This is a genomic window from Ruegeria sp. BH6, from assembly GCF_056538105.1.
In genome coordinates, this window is record NZ_JBQFSR010000001.1 from 190,131 (window position 1) to 207,779 (window position 17,649).

Annotated in this window: 20 protein-coding genes and 1 other RNA gene; 13 read left to right on the top strand and 8 right to left on the bottom strand. The window is 58.7% G+C overall.

What is annotated here, in order from left to right; genetic code table 11:
* Positions 1–11 precede the first annotated feature (11 nt).
* The 3 genes from ACR0B8_RS00940 to rnpB all read left to right on the top strand — a co-directional run bounded on the left by ACR0B8_RS00940 (position 12) and on the right by rnpB (position 1,843).
* Positions 12–725: a hypothetical protein gene (locus ACR0B8_RS00940; RefSeq protein WP_170360406.1), complete on the top strand. Its 714-nt coding sequence runs from the start codon at positions 12–14 to the stop codon at positions 723–725.
* Positions 670–1,383 (top strand): N-acetylmuramoyl-L-alanine amidase, encoded by a 714-nt coding sequence (locus tag ACR0B8_RS00945; protein ID WP_254437222.1) that lies wholly within the window; start codon positions 670–672, stop codon positions 1,381–1,383. The genes ACR0B8_RS00940 and ACR0B8_RS00945 overlap by 56 nt, the downstream gene beginning before the upstream one ends.
* 44 nt (positions 1,384–1,427) lie before the next feature.
* An RNA gene (rnpB, locus tag ACR0B8_RS00950) (RNase P RNA component class A) lies at positions 1,428–1,843 on the top strand.
* Positions 1,844–1,852: 9 nt separating this feature from the next.
* Here the strand turns inward: rnpB and ACR0B8_RS00955 are convergent.
* The 3 genes from ACR0B8_RS00955 to ACR0B8_RS00965 form a co-directional block, all read right to left on the bottom strand.
* Positions 1,853–2,185 carry a GYD domain-containing protein gene (locus tag ACR0B8_RS00955; RefSeq protein WP_170347947.1) on the bottom strand — a complete coding sequence of 111 codons (333 nt, stop codon included), beginning with the start codon at positions 2,183–2,185 and terminating at the stop codon, positions 1,853–1,855.
* 85 nt (positions 2,186–2,270) lie between these two features.
* Entirely contained in the window at positions 2,271–3,092 is an 822-nt protein-coding gene (locus ACR0B8_RS00960; RefSeq protein ID WP_226688737.1) for a DUF2182 domain-containing protein, read from the bottom strand.
* Positions 3,093–3,103: 11 nt separating this feature from the next.
* Entirely contained in the window at positions 3,104–3,739 is a 636-nt protein-coding gene (locus ACR0B8_RS00965; protein WP_226688736.1) for a DUF1326 domain-containing protein, read from the bottom strand.
* Positions 3,740–4,019: 280 nt separating this feature from the next.
* Here ACR0B8_RS00965 and rpmG point away from each other — a divergent pair, with 280 nt between their 5' ends.
* Together rpmG and ACR0B8_RS00975 are read left to right on the top strand one after the other, a co-directional pair.
* Positions 4,020–4,187, top strand: a complete 168-nt coding sequence (gene rpmG, locus ACR0B8_RS00970) for a 50S ribosomal protein L33 (protein ID WP_037309480.1) — start codon at positions 4,020–4,022, stop codon at positions 4,185–4,187.
* A gap of 207 nt (positions 4,188–4,394) precedes the next feature.
* Positions 4,395–4,901, top strand: a complete 507-nt coding sequence (locus tag ACR0B8_RS00975; protein ID WP_170347950.1) for a hypothetical protein — start codon at positions 4,395–4,397, stop codon at positions 4,899–4,901.
* Between the two features lie 167 nt (positions 4,902–5,068).
* On the opposite strand, the gene ACR0B8_RS00980 is transcribed toward ACR0B8_RS00975, so the two are convergent.
* Both ACR0B8_RS00980 and ACR0B8_RS00985 read right to left on the bottom strand, forming a co-directional pair.
* Positions 5,069–5,848, bottom strand: coding sequence for a Bax inhibitor-1/YccA family protein (locus ACR0B8_RS00980; RefSeq protein ID WP_170347951.1), 780 nt, complete (start codon positions 5,846–5,848; stop codon positions 5,069–5,071).
* A 182-nt stretch (positions 5,849–6,030) separates the two neighbouring features.
* The gene (locus ACR0B8_RS00985) at positions 6,031–6,240 is read right to left on the bottom strand and encodes a DUF1127 domain-containing protein (protein ID WP_170347952.1); all 210 of its coding nucleotides are present in this window, start codon (positions 6,238–6,240) and stop codon (positions 6,031–6,033) included.
* Positions 6,241–6,367: 127 nt separating this feature from the next.
* On the opposite strand from ACR0B8_RS00985, the gene ACR0B8_RS00990 reads away from it, so the two are divergent.
* Positions 6,368–7,249: a LysR family transcriptional regulator gene (locus tag ACR0B8_RS00990; RefSeq protein ID WP_170347953.1), complete on the top strand. Its 882-nt coding sequence runs from the start codon at positions 6,368–6,370 to the stop codon at positions 7,247–7,249.
* On the opposite strand, the gene ACR0B8_RS00995 is transcribed toward ACR0B8_RS00990, so the two are convergent.
* Positions 7,246–8,202: an NADPH:quinone oxidoreductase family protein gene (locus ACR0B8_RS00995; RefSeq protein WP_170548006.1), complete on the bottom strand. Its 957-nt coding sequence runs from the start codon at positions 8,200–8,202 to the stop codon at positions 7,246–7,248. The genes ACR0B8_RS00990 and ACR0B8_RS00995 overlap by 4 nt on opposite strands.
* 338 nt (positions 8,203–8,540) lie before the next feature.
* On the opposite strand from ACR0B8_RS00995, the gene ACR0B8_RS01000 reads away from it, so the two are divergent.
* The 3 genes from ACR0B8_RS01000 to ACR0B8_RS01010 all read left to right on the top strand — a co-directional run bounded on the left by ACR0B8_RS01000 (position 8,541) and on the right by ACR0B8_RS01010 (position 11,199).
* Positions 8,541–8,912, top strand: coding sequence for a helix-turn-helix domain-containing protein (locus ACR0B8_RS01000; protein ID WP_170347955.1), 372 nt, complete (start codon positions 8,541–8,543; stop codon positions 8,910–8,912).
* A gap of 46 nt (positions 8,913–8,958) precedes the next feature.
* Positions 8,959–9,750 carry a histidinol-phosphatase gene (gene hisN, locus ACR0B8_RS01005; protein WP_170516517.1) on the top strand — a complete coding sequence of 264 codons (792 nt, stop codon included), beginning with the start codon at positions 8,959–8,961 and terminating at the stop codon, positions 9,748–9,750.
* A 114-nt stretch (positions 9,751–9,864) separates the two neighbouring features.
* Positions 9,865–11,199, top strand: a complete 1,335-nt coding sequence (locus tag ACR0B8_RS01010) for an 8-oxoguanine deaminase (protein WP_480657923.1) — start codon at positions 9,865–9,867, stop codon at positions 11,197–11,199.
* Here the strand turns inward: ACR0B8_RS01010 and guaD are convergent.
* Positions 11,196–12,485, bottom strand: a complete 1,290-nt coding sequence (gene guaD / locus ACR0B8_RS01015; RefSeq protein WP_480658000.1) for a guanine deaminase — start codon at positions 12,483–12,485, stop codon at positions 11,196–11,198. The two genes, ACR0B8_RS01010 and guaD, sit on opposite strands and share 4 nt — an antisense overlap.
* Positions 12,486–12,625: 140 nt before the next feature.
* Between guaD and mgtE the strand changes: the two genes are divergently transcribed.
* Both mgtE and ACR0B8_RS01025 read left to right on the top strand, forming a co-directional pair.
* Entirely contained in the window at positions 12,626–14,020 is a 1,395-nt protein-coding gene (mgtE, locus tag ACR0B8_RS01020) for a magnesium transporter (protein ID WP_170347958.1), read from the top strand.
* Positions 14,017–14,580: a 5-formyltetrahydrofolate cyclo-ligase gene (locus ACR0B8_RS01025; RefSeq protein ID WP_170347959.1), complete on the top strand. Its 564-nt coding sequence runs from the start codon at positions 14,017–14,019 to the stop codon at positions 14,578–14,580. The genes mgtE and ACR0B8_RS01025 overlap by 4 nt, the downstream gene beginning before the upstream one ends.
* A gap of 5 nt (positions 14,581–14,585) precedes the next feature.
* Here ACR0B8_RS01025 and ACR0B8_RS01030 read toward each other — a convergent pair whose 3' ends face one another.
* Entirely contained in the window at positions 14,586–14,819 is a 234-nt protein-coding gene (locus ACR0B8_RS01030) for a putative hemolysin (RefSeq protein WP_170347960.1), read from the bottom strand.
* Positions 14,820–14,908: 89 nt separating this feature from the next.
* On the opposite strand from ACR0B8_RS01030, the gene ACR0B8_RS01035 reads away from it, so the two are divergent.
* Both ACR0B8_RS01035 and ACR0B8_RS01040 read left to right on the top strand, forming a co-directional pair.
* Positions 14,909–15,724: a TIGR00282 family metallophosphoesterase gene (locus ACR0B8_RS01035; protein ID WP_226688733.1), complete on the top strand. Its 816-nt coding sequence runs from the start codon at positions 14,909–14,911 to the stop codon at positions 15,722–15,724.
* Positions 15,725–15,814: 90 nt separating this feature from the next.
* Positions 15,815–17,593 (top strand): SLC13 family permease, encoded by a 1,779-nt coding sequence (locus ACR0B8_RS01040; RefSeq protein WP_170374398.1) that lies wholly within the window; start codon positions 15,815–15,817, stop codon positions 17,591–17,593.
* Positions 17,594–17,649: the final 56 nt, after the last annotated feature.

The following is a 17,649-nucleotide window of genomic DNA, read 5'->3' on the forward strand; positions in this document are numbered from 1 at the left end:
GGAGCAGCTGGATGCGCTTTACGCTTCTGATCCCCGCAATCGGGTTCGTGGCCGCCTGTAATACGGTGGCCCCGATAGGTGGCACGGATTTCAACACCCCCACCTATCAGGCACAGCGAGAGGCGCAGTTGGCGGGGCAGGGATATACTGGTAACCCGCTGCTTGGCCCTCCAGACGTGTCAGAACAGCAGCTGGGCGCGCCTGGCACAGTAGCCCCGTTGCCAACCGGCGAAAATGCCGACATCGCTTCGGCGACCGCGGCTGCGCTGGCTGGCACCTCAGGACAAGGCGCGATCACTCCGGCACCGTCGCCCGTCGAAGACCCCATCAGCAACGCGATTTCCGATGAGCAGGATTTTGGAGCGGTCTCTGACCGTCGCACCATCGAATCCGACGCCGCATTGATCGAACAGAACCGCCAGACCTATGAGGTGGTCGCGCCCACCGCCGTTCCGGAACGTGGAACGGATGGTCAGCCCAATATCGTGCAATACGCGCTGAACACATCAAACCCGGTCGGGACCCAGCTATACAGCCGTGCAGGTCTGAACCTGCAAGCCAAGGCGCAGCGCAATTGCGCCCGCTTTCCATCCCCGGATCAAGCTCAGATTGAGTTCCTGTCCAACGGTGGCCCGCAACGCGACCGCAAGGGACTTGACCCGGATGGCGATGGCTACGCCTGTGGCTGGGACCCCAGCCCGTTCCGCAGTGCCGTCAACAACTGAGCCGCTGACGCCTAACTGGCACCCGTCCCCTAACTTTGGCGAACGCAGGGATGGGCTGACCCCGTCGCTGATCGTGCTGCACTATACCGCGATGGACAGCGCAACCGAGGCGCTGGACCGGCTGTGCGACCCTGCCTATGAAGTATCCGCGCATTACCTGATCGGTGGGGATGGTACACTCTGGCAGATGGTGCGCGAGGAGGATCGGGCCTGGCATGCCGGGGCGGGTGAGTGGCATGGCCAGAGCGATATCAATTCCCGTTCGATCGGAATTGAACTGGACAACACCGGCGCGCACCCTTTTTCCGAGCTGCAGTTGGACGTTTTGGAAACCCTGTTACACCAGATCATGAACCGGTGGGCTATCCCCCCTGAACATGTAATTGGCCATTCCGACATGGCACCGGGCCGTAAGTCCGATCCCGGTCCGCGCTTCCCTTGGCAGCGGCTGGAACACATGGCCCTTGCCGGAAAGCGCTCTCAACACGACCCTGGCAAAACCCCTTTAAATACGTTCAATGCGTTGGCGCGCGCCGCAGGCTACTCGGCGGAGACGGACCATGACACGCTTCTGGCCGCGGTGCGCCTCAGATATCGTCCATGGGGTGACGGCCCGTTGGAACCGGCTGACCTTATACCCTTGATCAAGAAAACCTGATCCACCCTTGACGCCGCCGTACCCAAAGCATACCCACATCCCGCGCGGAGGGCCGGATGGCCGCTGGGGCGTATGCCCGAGAGGAAAGTCCGGACTCCACAAGACAACGGTGCCGGGTAACGCCCGGGCGGGGCAACCCGACGGAAAGCGCCACAGAAATCAGACCGCCGCACCATTGCAGAGGTTCGCCTTTGGCAAAACGCGGTAAGGGTGAAACGGTGGGGTAAGAGCCCACCGCGCCGCTGGCAACAGCGGCGGCACGGCAAGCCCCACCGGGAGCAATGCCAAATAGGGTCCTCGCGCGGGCCGGTCGGCGTCAGCCGATACCGCCGCTAAGCGCGTCTTGGCCGAGAGGGACCGGGTTGGCAGCTTGAGCCGCGCAGCAATGCACGGCCTAGAGGAATGGTCATCGAAGGGGGTAACCCTGGAACAAGATCCGGCTTACAGGCCCTCCGCGCGTAGATCCCGATTAACGGCCCGGCGCCTTGTAGGCTCCGGTCAGTTTTGCGGCTTTTTTGGTCACAGCGACAAAGTCCTTTGCCTTCCATGCGCGCACGGTTTCAACTTTTGACACCGCGCCTGATGCTGCAACGGCCATGCCTATAGCAACTGCATCCGTGCTTTCCGGCAATTCGCTGACAACCACCACGTCATTGTCGCCAGAGGTCATGTAAAACGCCACCAGCTTACCGCCGGCTTTTTTCAGCAATGCCCTGACCGCGCCCGAACGGTCCACGGGTTTCTTGAGCATTCCCTTAACGCCTTCCGGCGAATAGGACGCGTAGGTGATAAAAATAGGCATGACTACCTCCTGTCAAAAAAGTTAATGCAGAACCCGAAATTTGGCCGGTCCTTCAGCCCTTATGAACGTTTCAGCCTGTCGCGATCTATGAGATTGCGATCAGCCAAACGCCCACGACGATCAACGCAACACCAGTGAGCGGAACGAACCACCGCACCCGCGGCATCAGCTTTTCCAACGCGACATAAACGGCAATGCCCACAATCCAATAAAGGTTCATCACTCCGCCCACGAACAGCAGCAACATCAACGCCCAGCAACATCCCAGGCAAAACGCACCATGCAGCGCGCCGGTACGAAACGCGCCATAGGCACCGGGCCTGTTGTGGTCGGCCAGGAATTGGGCGGGGCTGCGGCAGTGGCGCAGACAAGCGGTTTTCAAGCTGGACAACTGGTACAAACCGGCAGCGACCAGTACGCATCCGGCAAAAAATTTCGAGTGGATCGTCATCATCGGCCCATCGGACAGTCCGACGCTTTCCATCGCCCATTGCGCCCCGGTTGCAATGATGCTGAACACCGCCCAGGCAACCAGATAGCCCGTCAAAAAAAGCAGGCTGAGACGCGACGCCCGCAACTTGTCAGGCCCCATTCGTTTGATCGCCGTATACAACAGAACGGTGGGGGCAGCGCTGGGGGTCATCATGGCAATCATCATGACCCACCACATCAGGAAAGTCAGAACGGCGTAGATCGGTGTCCAGCGTGTTTCAGTCGCCATACTCATCGGCTCGCCAATCGGGCCAGCCATTCGGGTCATGTCGATTGCGGACATGTTCATACCGATGCCCGCAACCGTGTACCAGGACGCGCCCAGAATGATCAGCAGAACGCAGAACACAACGATGCCGCTGTCGCGCCGCAGCACCCGATCTACGACTCCGGGACGGGGAGGGACCGTGCTCATGTCAGCCTCCGCTACGCGCCGAGGACTCCGTGGCCTGAGATGTTGAGATGCGCCAAATGCGCGTGTGTAGCATCAAAGGTTAGATTGATCGCGCCGCCCGTAGTCTTGGCAGTCCCCGAGGCTGCCTCGGCGTGGCGATACTCAAACCCGTTGGGCAACTGTATCGAAGCACGATGCGGCATGCCCGAGACGATATGCGGGATCGGGCTGACCTCTACATCGAAGATACCCGAAACTTTGGCGTATCCAGCACGCTCATCCCGGTTCCACTTCAATTCGATCGGGGCATACAAAGTCTCATGTTTTGTAGGGGCCATGGCGCTATAGACGTACCACATGGTCGCCATTTCGTCGGTGTCTTCACCTTTCATGATGGCTTCAATAGCGGCGCGCTGGTCGGCGCTGGCGGCTTCGTCAATGATCAGCTGCATCTGGCCGTTGCCTTCGTGAATGGGGCCAGGCCAGTGGTACACGCCAGCCGCGCGTACTCCGGCAAGATCGGTGTCGCCATAGTTCCCGGACTCGATATCGAACACGACAACAGCCTCGCAATTGCCATGGCTTGGAAGGACGCTGAACTGACACGGGCAACCAAAGTTGCAGTTGCAATTGGCCAATTCTTCACCCTGAAGTTTCCATTCCGTCATGATAGCCCCCCAAAAACATGCTTAAAACCTCTGCTCGCAGAGGGTTTCGCCTGTTGCTGCCGTTTCGAAATACGAGCCTGTCGTCGGCTTCTTTGTGGGATAGAACGGCGGGACCTTATCACAGAACCGTGATCGCGCCAAACCGGGGCAGGGTGCGACTGCAGGAATTGTGCGCTTTGTGCGCGGAATCTGGTTGACTCGGCTGCGCGACCGAGTAAAAGCGCACGCTCATAGGAATTCAACCGAAAGGCCCCTGCCTTTCCGGACGCAGGAGATAACCATGGCGAAGCCGACGACAATCAAGATCCGTCTGAACTCGACCGCGGGCACGGGCCACTTCTACGTGACCAAGAAAAACGCGCGCACCATGACCGAGAAAATGACCATTCGTAAATACGATCCGGTCGTTCGGAAGCATGTCGAGTATAAGGAAGGCAAGATTAAGTAATCTGCCGTCCAGCTTGGACAGTTTTTTAAAGGGTTCTGCCGCGGCAGGACCCTTTTTTTTGCGCATATCCCGATGGGATCGCGCTTGTGGCGTTTCGCGCCGTTGCAACGAAGCATCAGCAATTGGGGCAATCGGATCGTCGACGGGTTGCTTTTTTTGACGTCTTACTCATACGCTTCAACAACTCGTTCCAAAATGTTGGCCGTCATGAAAAAAATCTTGTTTTCCTCTACGATCATTCTGGCCCTTGCAGCCTGTGAAGATCCCTATAACCGCGAAGGCATCGGATTCACGGGTATCGATGGTGAACCGCGCTCGCTTTCGGATGTACCCGGTGCAGTGGGCATCCTTCCGCCTGCAACGAATGTGCCGGCTGAACTGGCTGTTCTGCCTGCCGTGGCCGTCACGACGGATGAGACTGAGGCAGAGAAAGTTGCCCGAGTTGCAATTGAAAATGGTGGACGCAGCGATACGGACTCGGTGGTTCTGACCGGGCAGGACACCAATCTGTTCCTCAGCACCGTCAATGTGAACGGCACCCTCTATGGTGTTCTGCGCACCCCGAACAACAGCACGCGCGTCGATAATCAGATCGGTGCCAACTTTGGTCGCAACGCGGAACAGTTTACCGGCTGTCTGCCTGCGGGTGACGTTTACCGCAAGGGCTCTTCCGACAGCAGCTCGGGTTTTGCGGTGCCGCTGAACTGCAGCTAAGACCCCGTTCTTTCTAACTTCCAAGGCCTCGCCATTTGAGCGGGGCCTTTGTCTTTTTGGGGCACCGGTCGAGGTGTCCGCCGGGCAGTGAAAAGGCTAAATAGGCAAAAGAAAAGGGCGGGTCGTTTTGGACCCGCCCTGTTTGATTGGTGCAGTGTTGAAGCGCGTTATTCTTGCTGCCCCATGAACATCAGCAGGAACTGGAACATGTTCAGGAACGAGATATACAGGCTCAGCGCGCCGTCAATCGCGGCTTTGTTCAACCACTCCTGATCACCATGGGTTGCGTGCGCAATGTAGGTGTTCTTGATGTCTTGGGTGTAGAACGCGGTCAGACCAGCAAAGATTAGTACACCGATTGCCGAGATTGCGAACATCATTGCAGGCGATTGCAGGAAGATGTTGATGACCATGGCCACCAGCAGGCCGATCAAGCCCATCATCAAGAACGTGCCCATGCCGCTCAAGTTGCGCTTGGTGGTGTAGCCAAAGAGGCTCAGGCCAGCAAAGGCAATCGAGGTCACGATGAACGTCTGTGCGATCGAGTAGGGGGTGTAGATCATGAACACCGAGCTCATCGACACGCCCATTACGGCGGCGAAGACGAAGAAGCCCAGCTGTACGGCTGCAGCCGACCCGCGCCGCATAAGCGCACCCCAGCCAAAGATCAGGAAGGCCAGCGGTGAAAAGATTACAACCCACTTCAGCGGTGACATGAATAGTGCCCCACCCAGGCTGGTCAGGTAACGGTCAGCGCCGATCTGGGCCACGGCGTTGGTTGGATCAGACGTCACAGCAAGACCGGCAATCGCCCATGCGGCGAGCGCCGTGATCAGCATGCCCACGGACATCGTGCCGTAGACTTTGTTCATATGGGCGCGCAGGCCCTCGTCAATCTGGGCAGCGCGCGTACCGGCAGCCGTCCGGATCGTGTCAAATTGTGCCATTAAAGGGTCTCCCTTCACATAATTCTTTTCGCGGTCCGAAACCCGGACCCCGTTCCCAGCAAATATCGGCAACTGCGGGCCGTGTTTCAAGAGTTTAGAGTGGGAAACCGGTTAAAACATGCAACAAAATGGCGACCTGCGTCAGCGGGCCGCCATTCAGTAGGAAAACATGAGTGTCAGGGTCATTTTTGCCAGAATTCCGGTGCATCCCAGAAGGGGCGAGCAGCTTCGGCATCGGCCTGTTCGCGGGTGATTCCGATATCTTCTAGTGCTCGTGCATCCAATCTGGCAAGCGTGCAACGCTGGCGACGCAGCGAGAACGCATCCAACAACATGGTCAGGCCAAAACGACGACGGGGCGGGCAAGGTCTGTGAATTGCAATTTGGGTCATAATATATGTCCTTTCATTGATCCTCGATGAGTTTTTGCTTTCTCATCAAGTTCCTTGATTTATATGGCGCACTATGAGACATTTTAAAAATGAATGTTTTTGAAGTGATGCATAAGGATTCGTGAACATGCGGAATTTGGACATTACGACATTGCGATCGTTTGTGGCGGTGGCGGATCAGGGTGGAGTGACACGTGCCGCCGGGTTCCTGCACCTGACGCAATCAGCCGTTTCAATGCAGTTGAAGCGTCTGGAAGAGCTGCTGGGACTGGAACTGCTGGATCGCAGTGGCCGAACCATCGCGCTGACAGCTTCCGGAGAACAACTGTTGGCTTATGCCCGCCGGATGATTGCGTTGAACGATGAGGTGATCTCGAAACTCACTGACCAAGCCTTTGAGGGCGAAGTCGTTCTGGGTGTGCCGCATGACATCGTTTACCCGGCTATTCCGCGTGTCCTGCAGCGTTTCAACGTGGATTTCCCGCGGGTGCGGGTGCAGTTGATTTCTTCGTACACGATGCAGTTGAAGGAAATGTTCAAACGCGGCGAATGCGATTTGATCCTCACAACTGAGGCAAGTGCCGGCGAGGGGGGCGAAATCATCGCCGAATTGCCGTTGCGCTGGATCGGGGCGCCGGGTGGGTCGGCGTGGCGCAAGCGGCCGATCCCAATAGCGCTTGGCCGTCGCTGCATGTTCCGGCCACAGGTCATCGCGGCATTGGATGAGGCTGGCATCCCGTGGGAGCTGTCGGTTGAAACCGAAAATGATCGCACCATCGAGGCGACCGTTGCCGCTGACTTGGCCGTCCACGCCATGCTCGACGGAACCGAGGCTGCGCATTTGGTTCAAATCGATGATGGCGGTGTATTGCCTGAGCTGCCCGAACATATGATCAACCTGTACGGAGGCGATACCGGACGCGGGCCGTTGGTTGAGGCACTTGCAGCTTTGGTTCGACAGAATTTCCGCATGCTCGGCAGTGCGCCCCTGAAGGCTGTGGTCGGTTAGGGCGTAATCACGACCTTGCCGGTTGCCGCACGGTCGCGCAACAATTGCAAGCCTTTCTCGGTATCCGACAGGGGCAGCACGTGGCTGATATGCGGCTTGATCCGCCCTTCGGCACACCACCGAAACAACGTGTCAAAACTGTCCTGAACGATCTGCGGCCGAAAGGTCAGATAACCACCGATGTAAAAGCCGATCACCGTCAGGTTCTTAACCAGCAGATGATTGGCCGGAATCTGCGGCACATCTCCGCCTGCAAAACCGATAGGCAGCAGGCGGCCTTCGGGGTTGGTGGCGCGAAAGGCGGCTTTGAACACGTCGCCGCCAACGGCGTCATACACCACGTCCGCTCCGCCCAGTTCCTTGACACGCGCGCGTAAATCCTCGGACGCATCAATCAGGTGATCCGCCCCCGCTGCCTGAGCGACCGCCAGTTTGTCTGCGCCGCGCGCCTGCGCAATTACGGTTGCCCCCATCAGCTTGCCGATCTCGACGGCGGTCAGCCCAACACCGCCAGCCGCGCCAGTGACCAGCAGGGTTTCTCCGGGTTGTAGTTGGGCGCGGTGATCCAGGGCGATGTGACTGGTGCCATAAGCGATCTGAATCGCGGCGGCGTCCTCAAAGCTGACCGAATCGGGCAGGGGAATTGCGCGTTCAGCGTCAAACACACCGAATTCTGCCAGGCCGCCCTGACCTGAATAGATCGCAATGCGATCACCGGCGCTCAGATGCGAAACGCCGGGACCTGTTGTTTCGACCACGCCGGCGATTTCCATTCCTTGAGTGAACGGCGCGGGCGGCGTGTCCTGGTACGTTCCCTTCTGCATCAGCAGATCGGCAAAGTTCAGACCGCATGCCTTGATCGCGACACGGACCTGGCCTTCTTGTGGGGTCGGCACGTCAATGTCGCAAAGCTGGGCGGCGGCGTCCGTAGATGAAATTCTATAGGCCAGCATGGTCGGGCTCCTGTGGTTTGGCGCATAGGTTCGTGCTGACCGGGGAATGTCAATCGCTTACCCGGCGCGGCGGAAAGGACTGTGTGGATGACGTCTCAGGCTTGCCTACGGTAACTGCGTGTGCGGGATCGAAAGGGCACAACCTTAGTCCTGTGCATGGCGAAACAGATTCAACCTTCTTGAAAAAAAGCCCAAAAAGAGCAATATTGTCCCAGGTGCTGATTTGGGGGGCATGTTCCTGATTAGGGAGTGGTTAAGGGCGGCTCGCTAGTGTTGCGGTAGTACATGCATGTCGCACACCCGAATTAGTTGTGTGTGTAGTTAAGAGGAGAATACCAATGACCCATCACGTCGATGTCCATGTGGGCAAACGCGTCAGGCATCGCCGCTGGCTGATTGGCATGACCCAACAGCAGTTGGCGCAGCAGGTTGGTATTAAGTTTCAACAGATTCAGAAATACGAGACCGGGGCCAACCGGATCAGCGCGTCGCGCCTTTGGGACATTGCCGAGGCATTGGATGTTCCCGTCAGCTTTTTCTTTGAAGGTTTGGAAGAATCTGAAAAGGAAACAGCCGGCAAAAAATCGGTTCCGGCCGATCTGATGGGGGACAAGGAAGCTCTGGATCTGGTGCGCTCTTACTATGCGATTCCGGAAAACCAGCGCCGCCGCTTGTTCGAACTTGCCCGCGTCCTGAGCGACGTCGCCTGAGAGAACCGGGGTTGACTCTGGCACGTGTGATCCGCACGGGTAGCGCATGCAAGAGACAACTTTAAGTGATCTGGATGTAGCCGAAGAAATGGCCGACGCGGCGCGTGCGGCCATTCTTCCGTTTTTTAGACAATCAAATATTGAGACTTCGAACAAGCTGGTCGACGGCTTTGATCCGGTCACGGTCGCGGATCGGAACGCGGAAAAGGCCATGCGTGAGGTTCTGGCCAAGCACCGCCCCGATGACAGCATTTTCGGCGAGGAATTCGGCCAGACTCAGGGCAGTTCCGGCCGGACGTGGGTGTTGGACCCGATCGATGGCACCCGCGGTTTTATCAGCGGCACACCGACATGGGGCGTGCTGATCGCGCTGAGCAACCAGAACGGTCCGTTCTTGGGCGTCATTGATCAGCCCTATATCGGCGAACGTTTCCTTGGATCAGCGGATGTTGCACAGGCGACCGGGCCGACCGGAACTATGCCGCTGAAAACTCGCAAAACCTCCAATCTGGATCAGGCCATTCTGTTCACGACCTTCCCCGAGGTCGGCACCCCTGAAGAACGCGCCGGGTTCAAGGCTGTGGCCCAACAGGTGCAACTGACCCGGTATGGCATGGATTGCTACGCTTACGCTTTGCTGGCGGCGGGGCAGGTCGATCTGGTGATCGAAGCGGGCCTGAATGCTTATGATGTTCAAGCCCCCATTGCGGTGATCGAGGCCGCAGGTGGTATCGTGACAGATTGGCAAGGTGGTCCAGCCCATGAGGGCGGACGGGTATTGGCTGCGGCAAATGCAGAATTACATGCGGCGGCGCTAAAGCTTCTGCGCAACTACTGAAACAGCTTGTCGGGTTAAGGCTGGTCAGGTAATCTCTGCCCGGCTGGTTCTTATGCCCGTTTTCCGCCAGCCCTTACCTTCTTGCACGAAACGGGCGGATGCAAGGAGGGCGACATGACCGAAATCCTGATCAAGAACGCAGACACCATCCTGACGATGGATGACACACGCCGCGAGCTTTCCGGCGCGGATATCCTGATCCGCGGTGGACAGATCGACCAGATCGGCCACGGACTGCAAACAACCGGAGAGGTGCATGACGCCACAGGATGTGTCGTCACGCCGGGTCTGGTGAATACCCATCACCACCTTTACCAAAGCCTGACCCGCGCAGTGCCCGGTGGGCAAGATGCGCTGCTGTTTGGCTGGCTCAAGACGCTGTATCCCATCTGGTCCCGCTTTGGGCCCGAAGAAATGTTTGTCTCGGCCCAGATCGGGTTGGCCGAGCTGGCGCTGTCAGGGTGTACACTCAGTTCCGACCACCTTTACCTGTACCCCAACGGTGCCCGGCTGGATGACACGATTGCTGCCGCCGCCGAGATCGGAATGCGCTTCCATCCGACGCGCGGTGCGATGAGTATCGGGGAAAGCGACGGAGGTCTGCCGCCCGACGCCTTGGTCGAAAAAGAGCAAGCGATTCTGGACGACATGATCCGTGTGGTCGACGCGTTTCATGACCCGTCCGAAGGCGCAATGTGCCGTGTAGGGCTTGCACCGTGTTCGCCATTTTCCGTCAGCCGTGACCTGATGCGCGATGCTGCGCTTCTCGCTAGGAACAAGGGCGTTATGCTGCATACTCATCTGGCGGAAAATGACGAGGACATCGCCTATTCGCAGGCCCAGTTTGGTTGCCGTCCGGGCCAATATGCCGAGGATTTGGGCTGGACCGGCACGGACGTCTGGCACGCCCATTGCGTCAAACTGGATGGGGTGGAAATAGACCTGTTCGCCAAAACACAAACCGGCGTCGCGCATTGCCCCTGTTCCAATTGTCGGCTGGGTTCGGGAATCGCGCCGGTGCGCGAGATGCGGGATCACGGCGTGCCTGTTGGACTGGGCGTGGATGGTTCAGCCAGCAATGACAGCGGCAACCTGATCCTCGAGGCGCGTCAGGCCATGCTGTTGCAACGGGTAGCCAACGGCGCGGATGCCATGTCGTCGCGCGAAGTGCTAGAGATTGCGACACGCGGTGGTGCAGATGTGCTGAACCGTCCTGATTGCGGACGTCTGAAGCCCGGAAAACGCGCTGACATCGCGATTTGGGACACAAGCTGTATCGAAAGCGCCGGCAGTTGGGACCCGGCGGCTTTGCTGTTGGCCGGACCGGTGAAGGTCAAGCACCTGTTCGTCGAGGGCCGCCAGATCGTGTGTGACGGGCATGTCACCAGTTTGGACATGCCCCGCGTGATCGCGCGGCAGAACCAGCTGGCCCGCGCCCTGCAAGTCTAGTTGGAAACGCGTTGACCGGCGATCCAGACCTCTGTGATCGCCCGGTCGTCGCCCATCATGATGGTGGGAAAGATGGCCTCCCACAGGTTCTCGGCGCAGGCTTCGCGCTGGGCAATGGCGGGGGTCGAGGCGAGGTCGAGTACGATCAGATCAGCCTCCATCCCCGGTGCAACGTTGCCGATGCAATCGTCCATCCTTAGCGAACGTGCTGAGCCAACCGTGCTTAGCCACAAAAGTTGCGCGGCGTGCAGCGGCGCCCCGCGCAGTTGTCCGATTTCATAAGCTGCTGCCATCGTTCGCAGCATCGAAAAACTGGACCCGCCGCCGGTATCCGTCGCCAACCCGACGCGATGGCCGTCACGCATCAACCCCGCCATATCGAACAAGCCAGAGCCGATGAATGTGTTCGAGGTCGGGCAGTGGATTAGCGCCGCGTCGACCTCGCGCAGGCGATCGCGTTCGCGTGCCTCAAGATGGATAACGTGGCCATACAGGCCGTTCGACCCTAATAGGCCAAATTTTTCATAGGTATCCAAATAATCGCGTGCCTCGGGGAATAGCTCGCGGACCCAGGCGATCTCATCGGTTTGTTCGCTCAGGTGGGTTTGCATCAGGCAATGCGGGTAATCGGCCCAGAGCGCGCCCATGGCTTCCAGTTGTTCCGGCGTGGACGTGGGCGAAAAACGTGGGGTGATGGCATAAGACAGGCGATCTATGCCGTGCCAATTCTCAAGCAGCTTCTGGGACTGATCAAAACCCGTTTGCGCCGTGTCCCGCAGCTCCTCGGGCGCATTGCGGTCCATGCAGGTTTTGCCCGCCACAACCCGTTGGTTGCGCTTTTGGGCGGCGGTAAAAAATGCATCAACGCTTTCGGGGTGAATGGTGCAAAAACTGCACATGGTCGTCGTTCCATGCGCAGCTGTCAGGTCCAGATACCGGTTGGCGATTTCACCGGCATAGGCCGGATCGCCGAACTTCATCTCTTCGGGGAAGGTATAGGTGTTCAACCAGTCGATCAGACGTTTGCCCCAACTGGCGATCATCGCTGTTTGGGGATAGTGGACATGCGCATCGACGAAACCTGCCATGATCACGTTCTGGCCGTGATCCACCACGTTGGCCTCGGGGTTGTTGGCGCGCAGGCTTTCGGCATCCCCAACAGCGGATATTCGGTCGTCTTCAACCAGAACGGCCCCGCTGATTTTCACGGCCTCGGTCGGTTCTCCTTCAAAAGGGGAACCCGTAAAGCTCAGAACACGACCTTTCAGCAGCGTTTTTTGCGCCATTTTCATCCATCTCCGCCTGAATAGGACTGTGAAACAGCATAGGCGGGCGAAACTTGCCGGTAAATCGGCGCATTGTCATTGTTTTCCGGTAGCTGCTTCTTCTAATTAGGGGGCAATGAGCGCGCGAAACGGGGGCAGACATGACAACAGGCTTTGATGAACCCGTAACCGAATCCACAAGTGACGAAGACGTCTATGCGCTGGATCGCAAGACTGTGGCGGATATCCTGTACGCGGTCGAAGTGGATGATCGCGACAAACTGATCGAGCTGATGGATCCGCTGCACGCTGCGGACATCGCCGACCTTCTGGAACAGATCAGCCCTCAGGAACGCGCCCAACTGATCCGTCTGTACGACAAGGAATTCGACGGCGATATCCTGTCGGAACTGGATGAGGCCGTTCGTGAAGAGGTTATCGAGGTTCTGCGCCCGGACGTTCTGGCCGACGCTGTACGGGACATGGAAAGCGACGATGTTGTCGACCTTCTGGAAGACCTCGAAGAACCGCAGCAAGAGGCCATCCTTGACGCGCTGGAGGATTCCGAACGGATCGCGGCCGAGCAGGCGCTGTCCTACCCCGAAAACTCGGCCGGTCGCCTTATGCAGCGCGAGGTTGTCATGGCCCCCGAACATTGGACAGTTGGGCAGGCCATTGACTTCATGCGGGCCAATGACGACCTGCCGGAACAGTTCTATCACGTTGTTTTGGTCGATCCCCGGTTGAAACCGGTAGCGCAGGTCATGCTGGGCAAGCTGATGGCCGCTCGGCGTGAGGTGCCGCTGCACGACATCGCCGAAGAAGAGTTCCACACTATTCCTGTCGATCAGGACGAAGAGGACGTGGCATATGCGTTCAACCAGTATCACCTGATCTCGTCGCCCGTGGTCGATGCAGACGGGCGGCTGGTCGGTGTGATCACCATCGACGACGCGATGGTTGTTCTGGATGAGGAATACGAAGAGGACATGCTGCACCTTGCGGGTGTCAGCAACGAGAGCTCGCTGTCCGACAGCGTTGCCGCGACCAGCAAGCGTCGCCTGCCGTGGCTGGCGGTGAATCTGTGCACGGCGATTTGCGCCTCGTTGGTGATCTCGCAGTTCGAGGCGGCGATTGATCAGTTGGTGGCGCTGGCCATTCTGATGCCGATCGTGGCGTCGATGGGCGGCAATGCGGGCACTCAATCGCTGACAGTTGCGGTGCGGGCTTTGGCGACGCGCGACCTTACGGGGTCGAACGTATTGCGCGTGATCCGGCGGGAACTGCTGGTGGGGATGTTGAACGGCCTGTGTTTCGCCATCGTTTTGGGAACCGTGGGGATGATGTGGTTCGATTCTGCGATGCTGGGTGTCGTGATCGGCGCTGCCTTGGTCGTGAACATGATCATCGCTGGGTTCATCGGTACGGTAGTACCTGTGGTGCTGGACCGATTGGGCGCTGACCCGGCGCTTGCCTCCGGCACCTTCGTGACGACCACAACGGATGTCATGGGGTTCTTCCTGTTCCTGGGGCTTGCCAGCGTGGTGCTACTGTGACCGATCTGACCGAAATCAAAGCCGCCGCGCGCAAGGCGGCTTTTGCACGCCGCAAGGTTGCTTTTGACACCCGCCTGCCCGGTGCTGCGGGGCGCTTGTCCGAGGTTCTGGCCGGACACCGTGGCGTACCTCTGTCCGGTTATATGCCGATCCGTACCGAGATTGATCCAGTGGCGGCGATGGCAGAAGCATCGGCCTATGGTCCGGTTGGTGTGCCGGTCATTCAGGCTGCCGGTCAGCCACTAAAGTTTTCGCGCTGGACGCCTGAAGGCACGCTGAAGGACGGCCCGTTTGGGGCCAAGGTGCCCGAGGTCGACGATTACTTCGACCCCGAAATTCTGATCGTCCCATTGGTTGCTTTCGATGCGCTGGGCGGGCGGCTGGGCTATGGCGGCGGTTTTTACGACCGCACGTTGCAGGGTCTGCGCGCCAAGCGCCCGACACTGGCCATTGGCTTTGCCTTTGACGCGCAAGAGGCCAAAGAGCTGCCGTTAGAGCCCACGGATCAGCCGCTGGATATGGTGATTACCGAAAGCCGGGTTCTGACGTTCTCGGGCTGATCGCCTTAGCTCGGGTGGTTCTCACGGAAGAACTCCCAGGCATCCACCTCGCGCCCATCCGGCAGAATGCAAACGCCGGTTTGGCCGTTGTCACCGTCGCGTATCTCGTACTGTGCGCCGCTGTCGATGCAATAGGTCGCCGCGGGGTTCGCCAGTTGCGTGGTGGAATCGGTTGCTGGGGTTTCGTCGCAGGCGGCAAGTGCGAACAGGCCAGCAACGGCCAAAAGGATGCGAGTCATCAAGATTCTCCTGCTTTAAAGGCTTTGGCAGATTATGCAGGCAGCTTAATCACTTGTGCTTGGTCATTACCACACTTAGGACAGGTTGGATGAGGATACTTTTTCTGGGTGACGTCATGGGCCGTGCGGGACGCACGGCCATTCAGCAACATTTGCCGCGTTTGCGCGACGAATGGCGGCTGGATTTCGTTGTGGTCAATGGCGAGAATGCCTCGAACGGGATGGGTCTGACCGGCGATCATGCCAAGCTGCTGCTGGACGCGGGCGCGGACTGTCTAACGCTGGGCGATCACGCGTTCGATCAGAAAGATATGCTGCAATTCATCGAGAGCGAACCGCGTATCGTGCGCCCGGTGAATTTTGCGAAGGGTGCGCCGGGGCGGGGGCATCGGTTGTACACCGCGCCGGGCGGGCGCAAGGTTCTGGTGGTGCAGGTTCTGGGGCAGGTCTTTATGAAACGGCCCTTTGACGATCCGTTCTCGGCGGTTGAGCCCATTCTGAAGTCCCACCCGCGTGGCGGGCAGGCCCAGGCGATCATCGTCGATATGCATTGCGAGGCAACGTCCGAGAAGATGGCGATGGGCCATTATTGTGACAAACGTGCAAGCCTTGTGGTCGGCACTCATACGCATGTTCCAACTGCGGATGCACAGATCCTGCCGGGTGGCACGGCGTATCTGACCGATGCGGGGATGTGTGGCGACTATGACTCAGTGATCGGGATGGACAAGGTCGAGCCGATGCGCCGCTTTATCACCGGCATGCCCAAGGCGCGGTTCACCCCGGCCAATGGCGAAGCAACGCTGAGCGGTGTGTTCGTTGAAACCGATGACCGCGACGGACGGGCAAAATCTGTGCAAATGGTGCGCGTCGGTGGGCGTTTGCAGCAGGCCGGGCCGCAATAAGGCGATGTCAGGCTTGCTCTGCCGCGCGCAATGCGTGAAACTGGCTGCCGGGCGCGCAAGCCAGGCTAGGGTTCGGACAGAATACCAAGAATGCAATTCCTTCAACTGACAGAAACAGGCAGCGCAATACTGGCGCTTTTGGTCGTCGCGGGCATGTTCGTCATGTTCCTGCGTGAGGTCTACCCGACCGAGGTCGTTGCCATCGGCGGTGTCGCCATCATGCTGGTGACGGGTATCTTGCCGTATCAAAGCGCGCTGGCGGTTCTATCCAACCCGGCGCCGTGGACGATTGCGGCGATGTTCATCATCATGGGGGCTCTGGTGCGCACTGGCGCGCTGGACGCATTTACCTCGACCGCGCAAAAGCAGGCACAGGTAAACCCGCGTTTCGCCATCGGGCTGCTGATGGCGTTTGTTGTGCTGGCGTCGGCCGTGGTGTCGAATACGCCGGTGGTTGTCGTGATGATCCCGGTATTTGTACAGATCGCGCGCACGCTGAATGTTCCGGCCTCGAAACTGCTAATCCCGCTGAGCTATGCAGCGATTTTAGGCGGCACGCTGACGTTGATCGGAACCTCGACCAACCTGTTGGTGGATGGTGTGGCCCGTGCGCAGGGGATGACTGCCTTCACCATTTTCGAGGTGACCCCGTTGGGCATCGCTCTGGTGATCTACGGTATGGTCTACCTGCGCTTCATCGCGCCGCGCCTGCTGCCGGATCGGGACAGCATGGCGACGTTGTTGTCTGACCGATCCAAAATGAAGTTTTTCACCGAGGCTGTCATTCCGCCTGAAAGCAACCTGATCGGTCGAGAGGTCACAGGGGTTCAGCTGTTCAAGCGCCCCGGTGTGCGGCTGATCGACGTAATCCGCGGGGATGAGTCGCTGCGGCGTAATCTGAAAGGTGTTGAGCTGAAACTTGGCGACCGTGTCGTTCTGCGAACTGAAATGACCGAATTGCTGAGCTTGCAAAGCAACAAGGAACTAAAGCGCGTCGATCAGGTCTCGGCCGTTGAGACCAAGACGGTCGAGGTTCTGATCACCCCAGGTTGCCGCATGGTGGGTCGGACGCTGGGCACGCTGCGTTTGCGGCGTCGGTATGGTGTCTATGTGCTGGCTGTACACCGACGGAACCAGAATATCGGGCGTCAACTGGATGATCTTGTGGTGCGGGTCGGCGACACGCTGCTGCTGGAAGGATCGCCCGCTGACATTCAGAAACTGGCCGCCGACATGGACATGGTCGACGTTTCGCAACCGTCGGCACGTGCGTTCAGGCGAAGCCATGCCCCCATTGCGATTGGCGCGCTGGTCGGTATCGTCGCCTTGGCCGCGTTGGGTGTCGCGCCGATCCTGTTGCTGTCGGTTCTGGCAGTTGCGGTGGTCCTGATCACGCGCTGCATCGACGCGGATGAGGCATTTTCTTTTGTCGAGGGCCGCTTGCTGGCGTTGATCTTCTCGATGCTGGCTATAGGGGCCGCGCTGGATAAATCCGGGGCCGTATCGCTGATTGTCGAGGCGATTGCTCCGGGCCTCAGCTCATTGCCGCCCTTCCTGATCATCTGGGCCGTATACCTGCTGACCTCGGTGCTGACCGAACTGGTATCAAACAACGCGGTGGCCGTGGTGGTGACACCGATTGCCATCGGGTTGGCTCAGGCGGTCGGGATTGACCCGCGCCCGCTGGTGGTGGCGGTGATGGTGGCGGCCTCAGCCTCGTTCGCGACGCCGATCGGGTATCAGACCAACATGATGGTTTATGGTCCGGGCGGGTACAGGTTTGTCGATTTCATGAAGGTCGGCATTCCGCTGAACCTGACTGTTGGGCTGCTGGCGTCGTTGTTGATCCCGCTGATCTGGCCCCTGTAAATCAGGCGTGGAATCGCCGATTTGGATCACTAGGTCTTGTAAATACTGATCTGGCC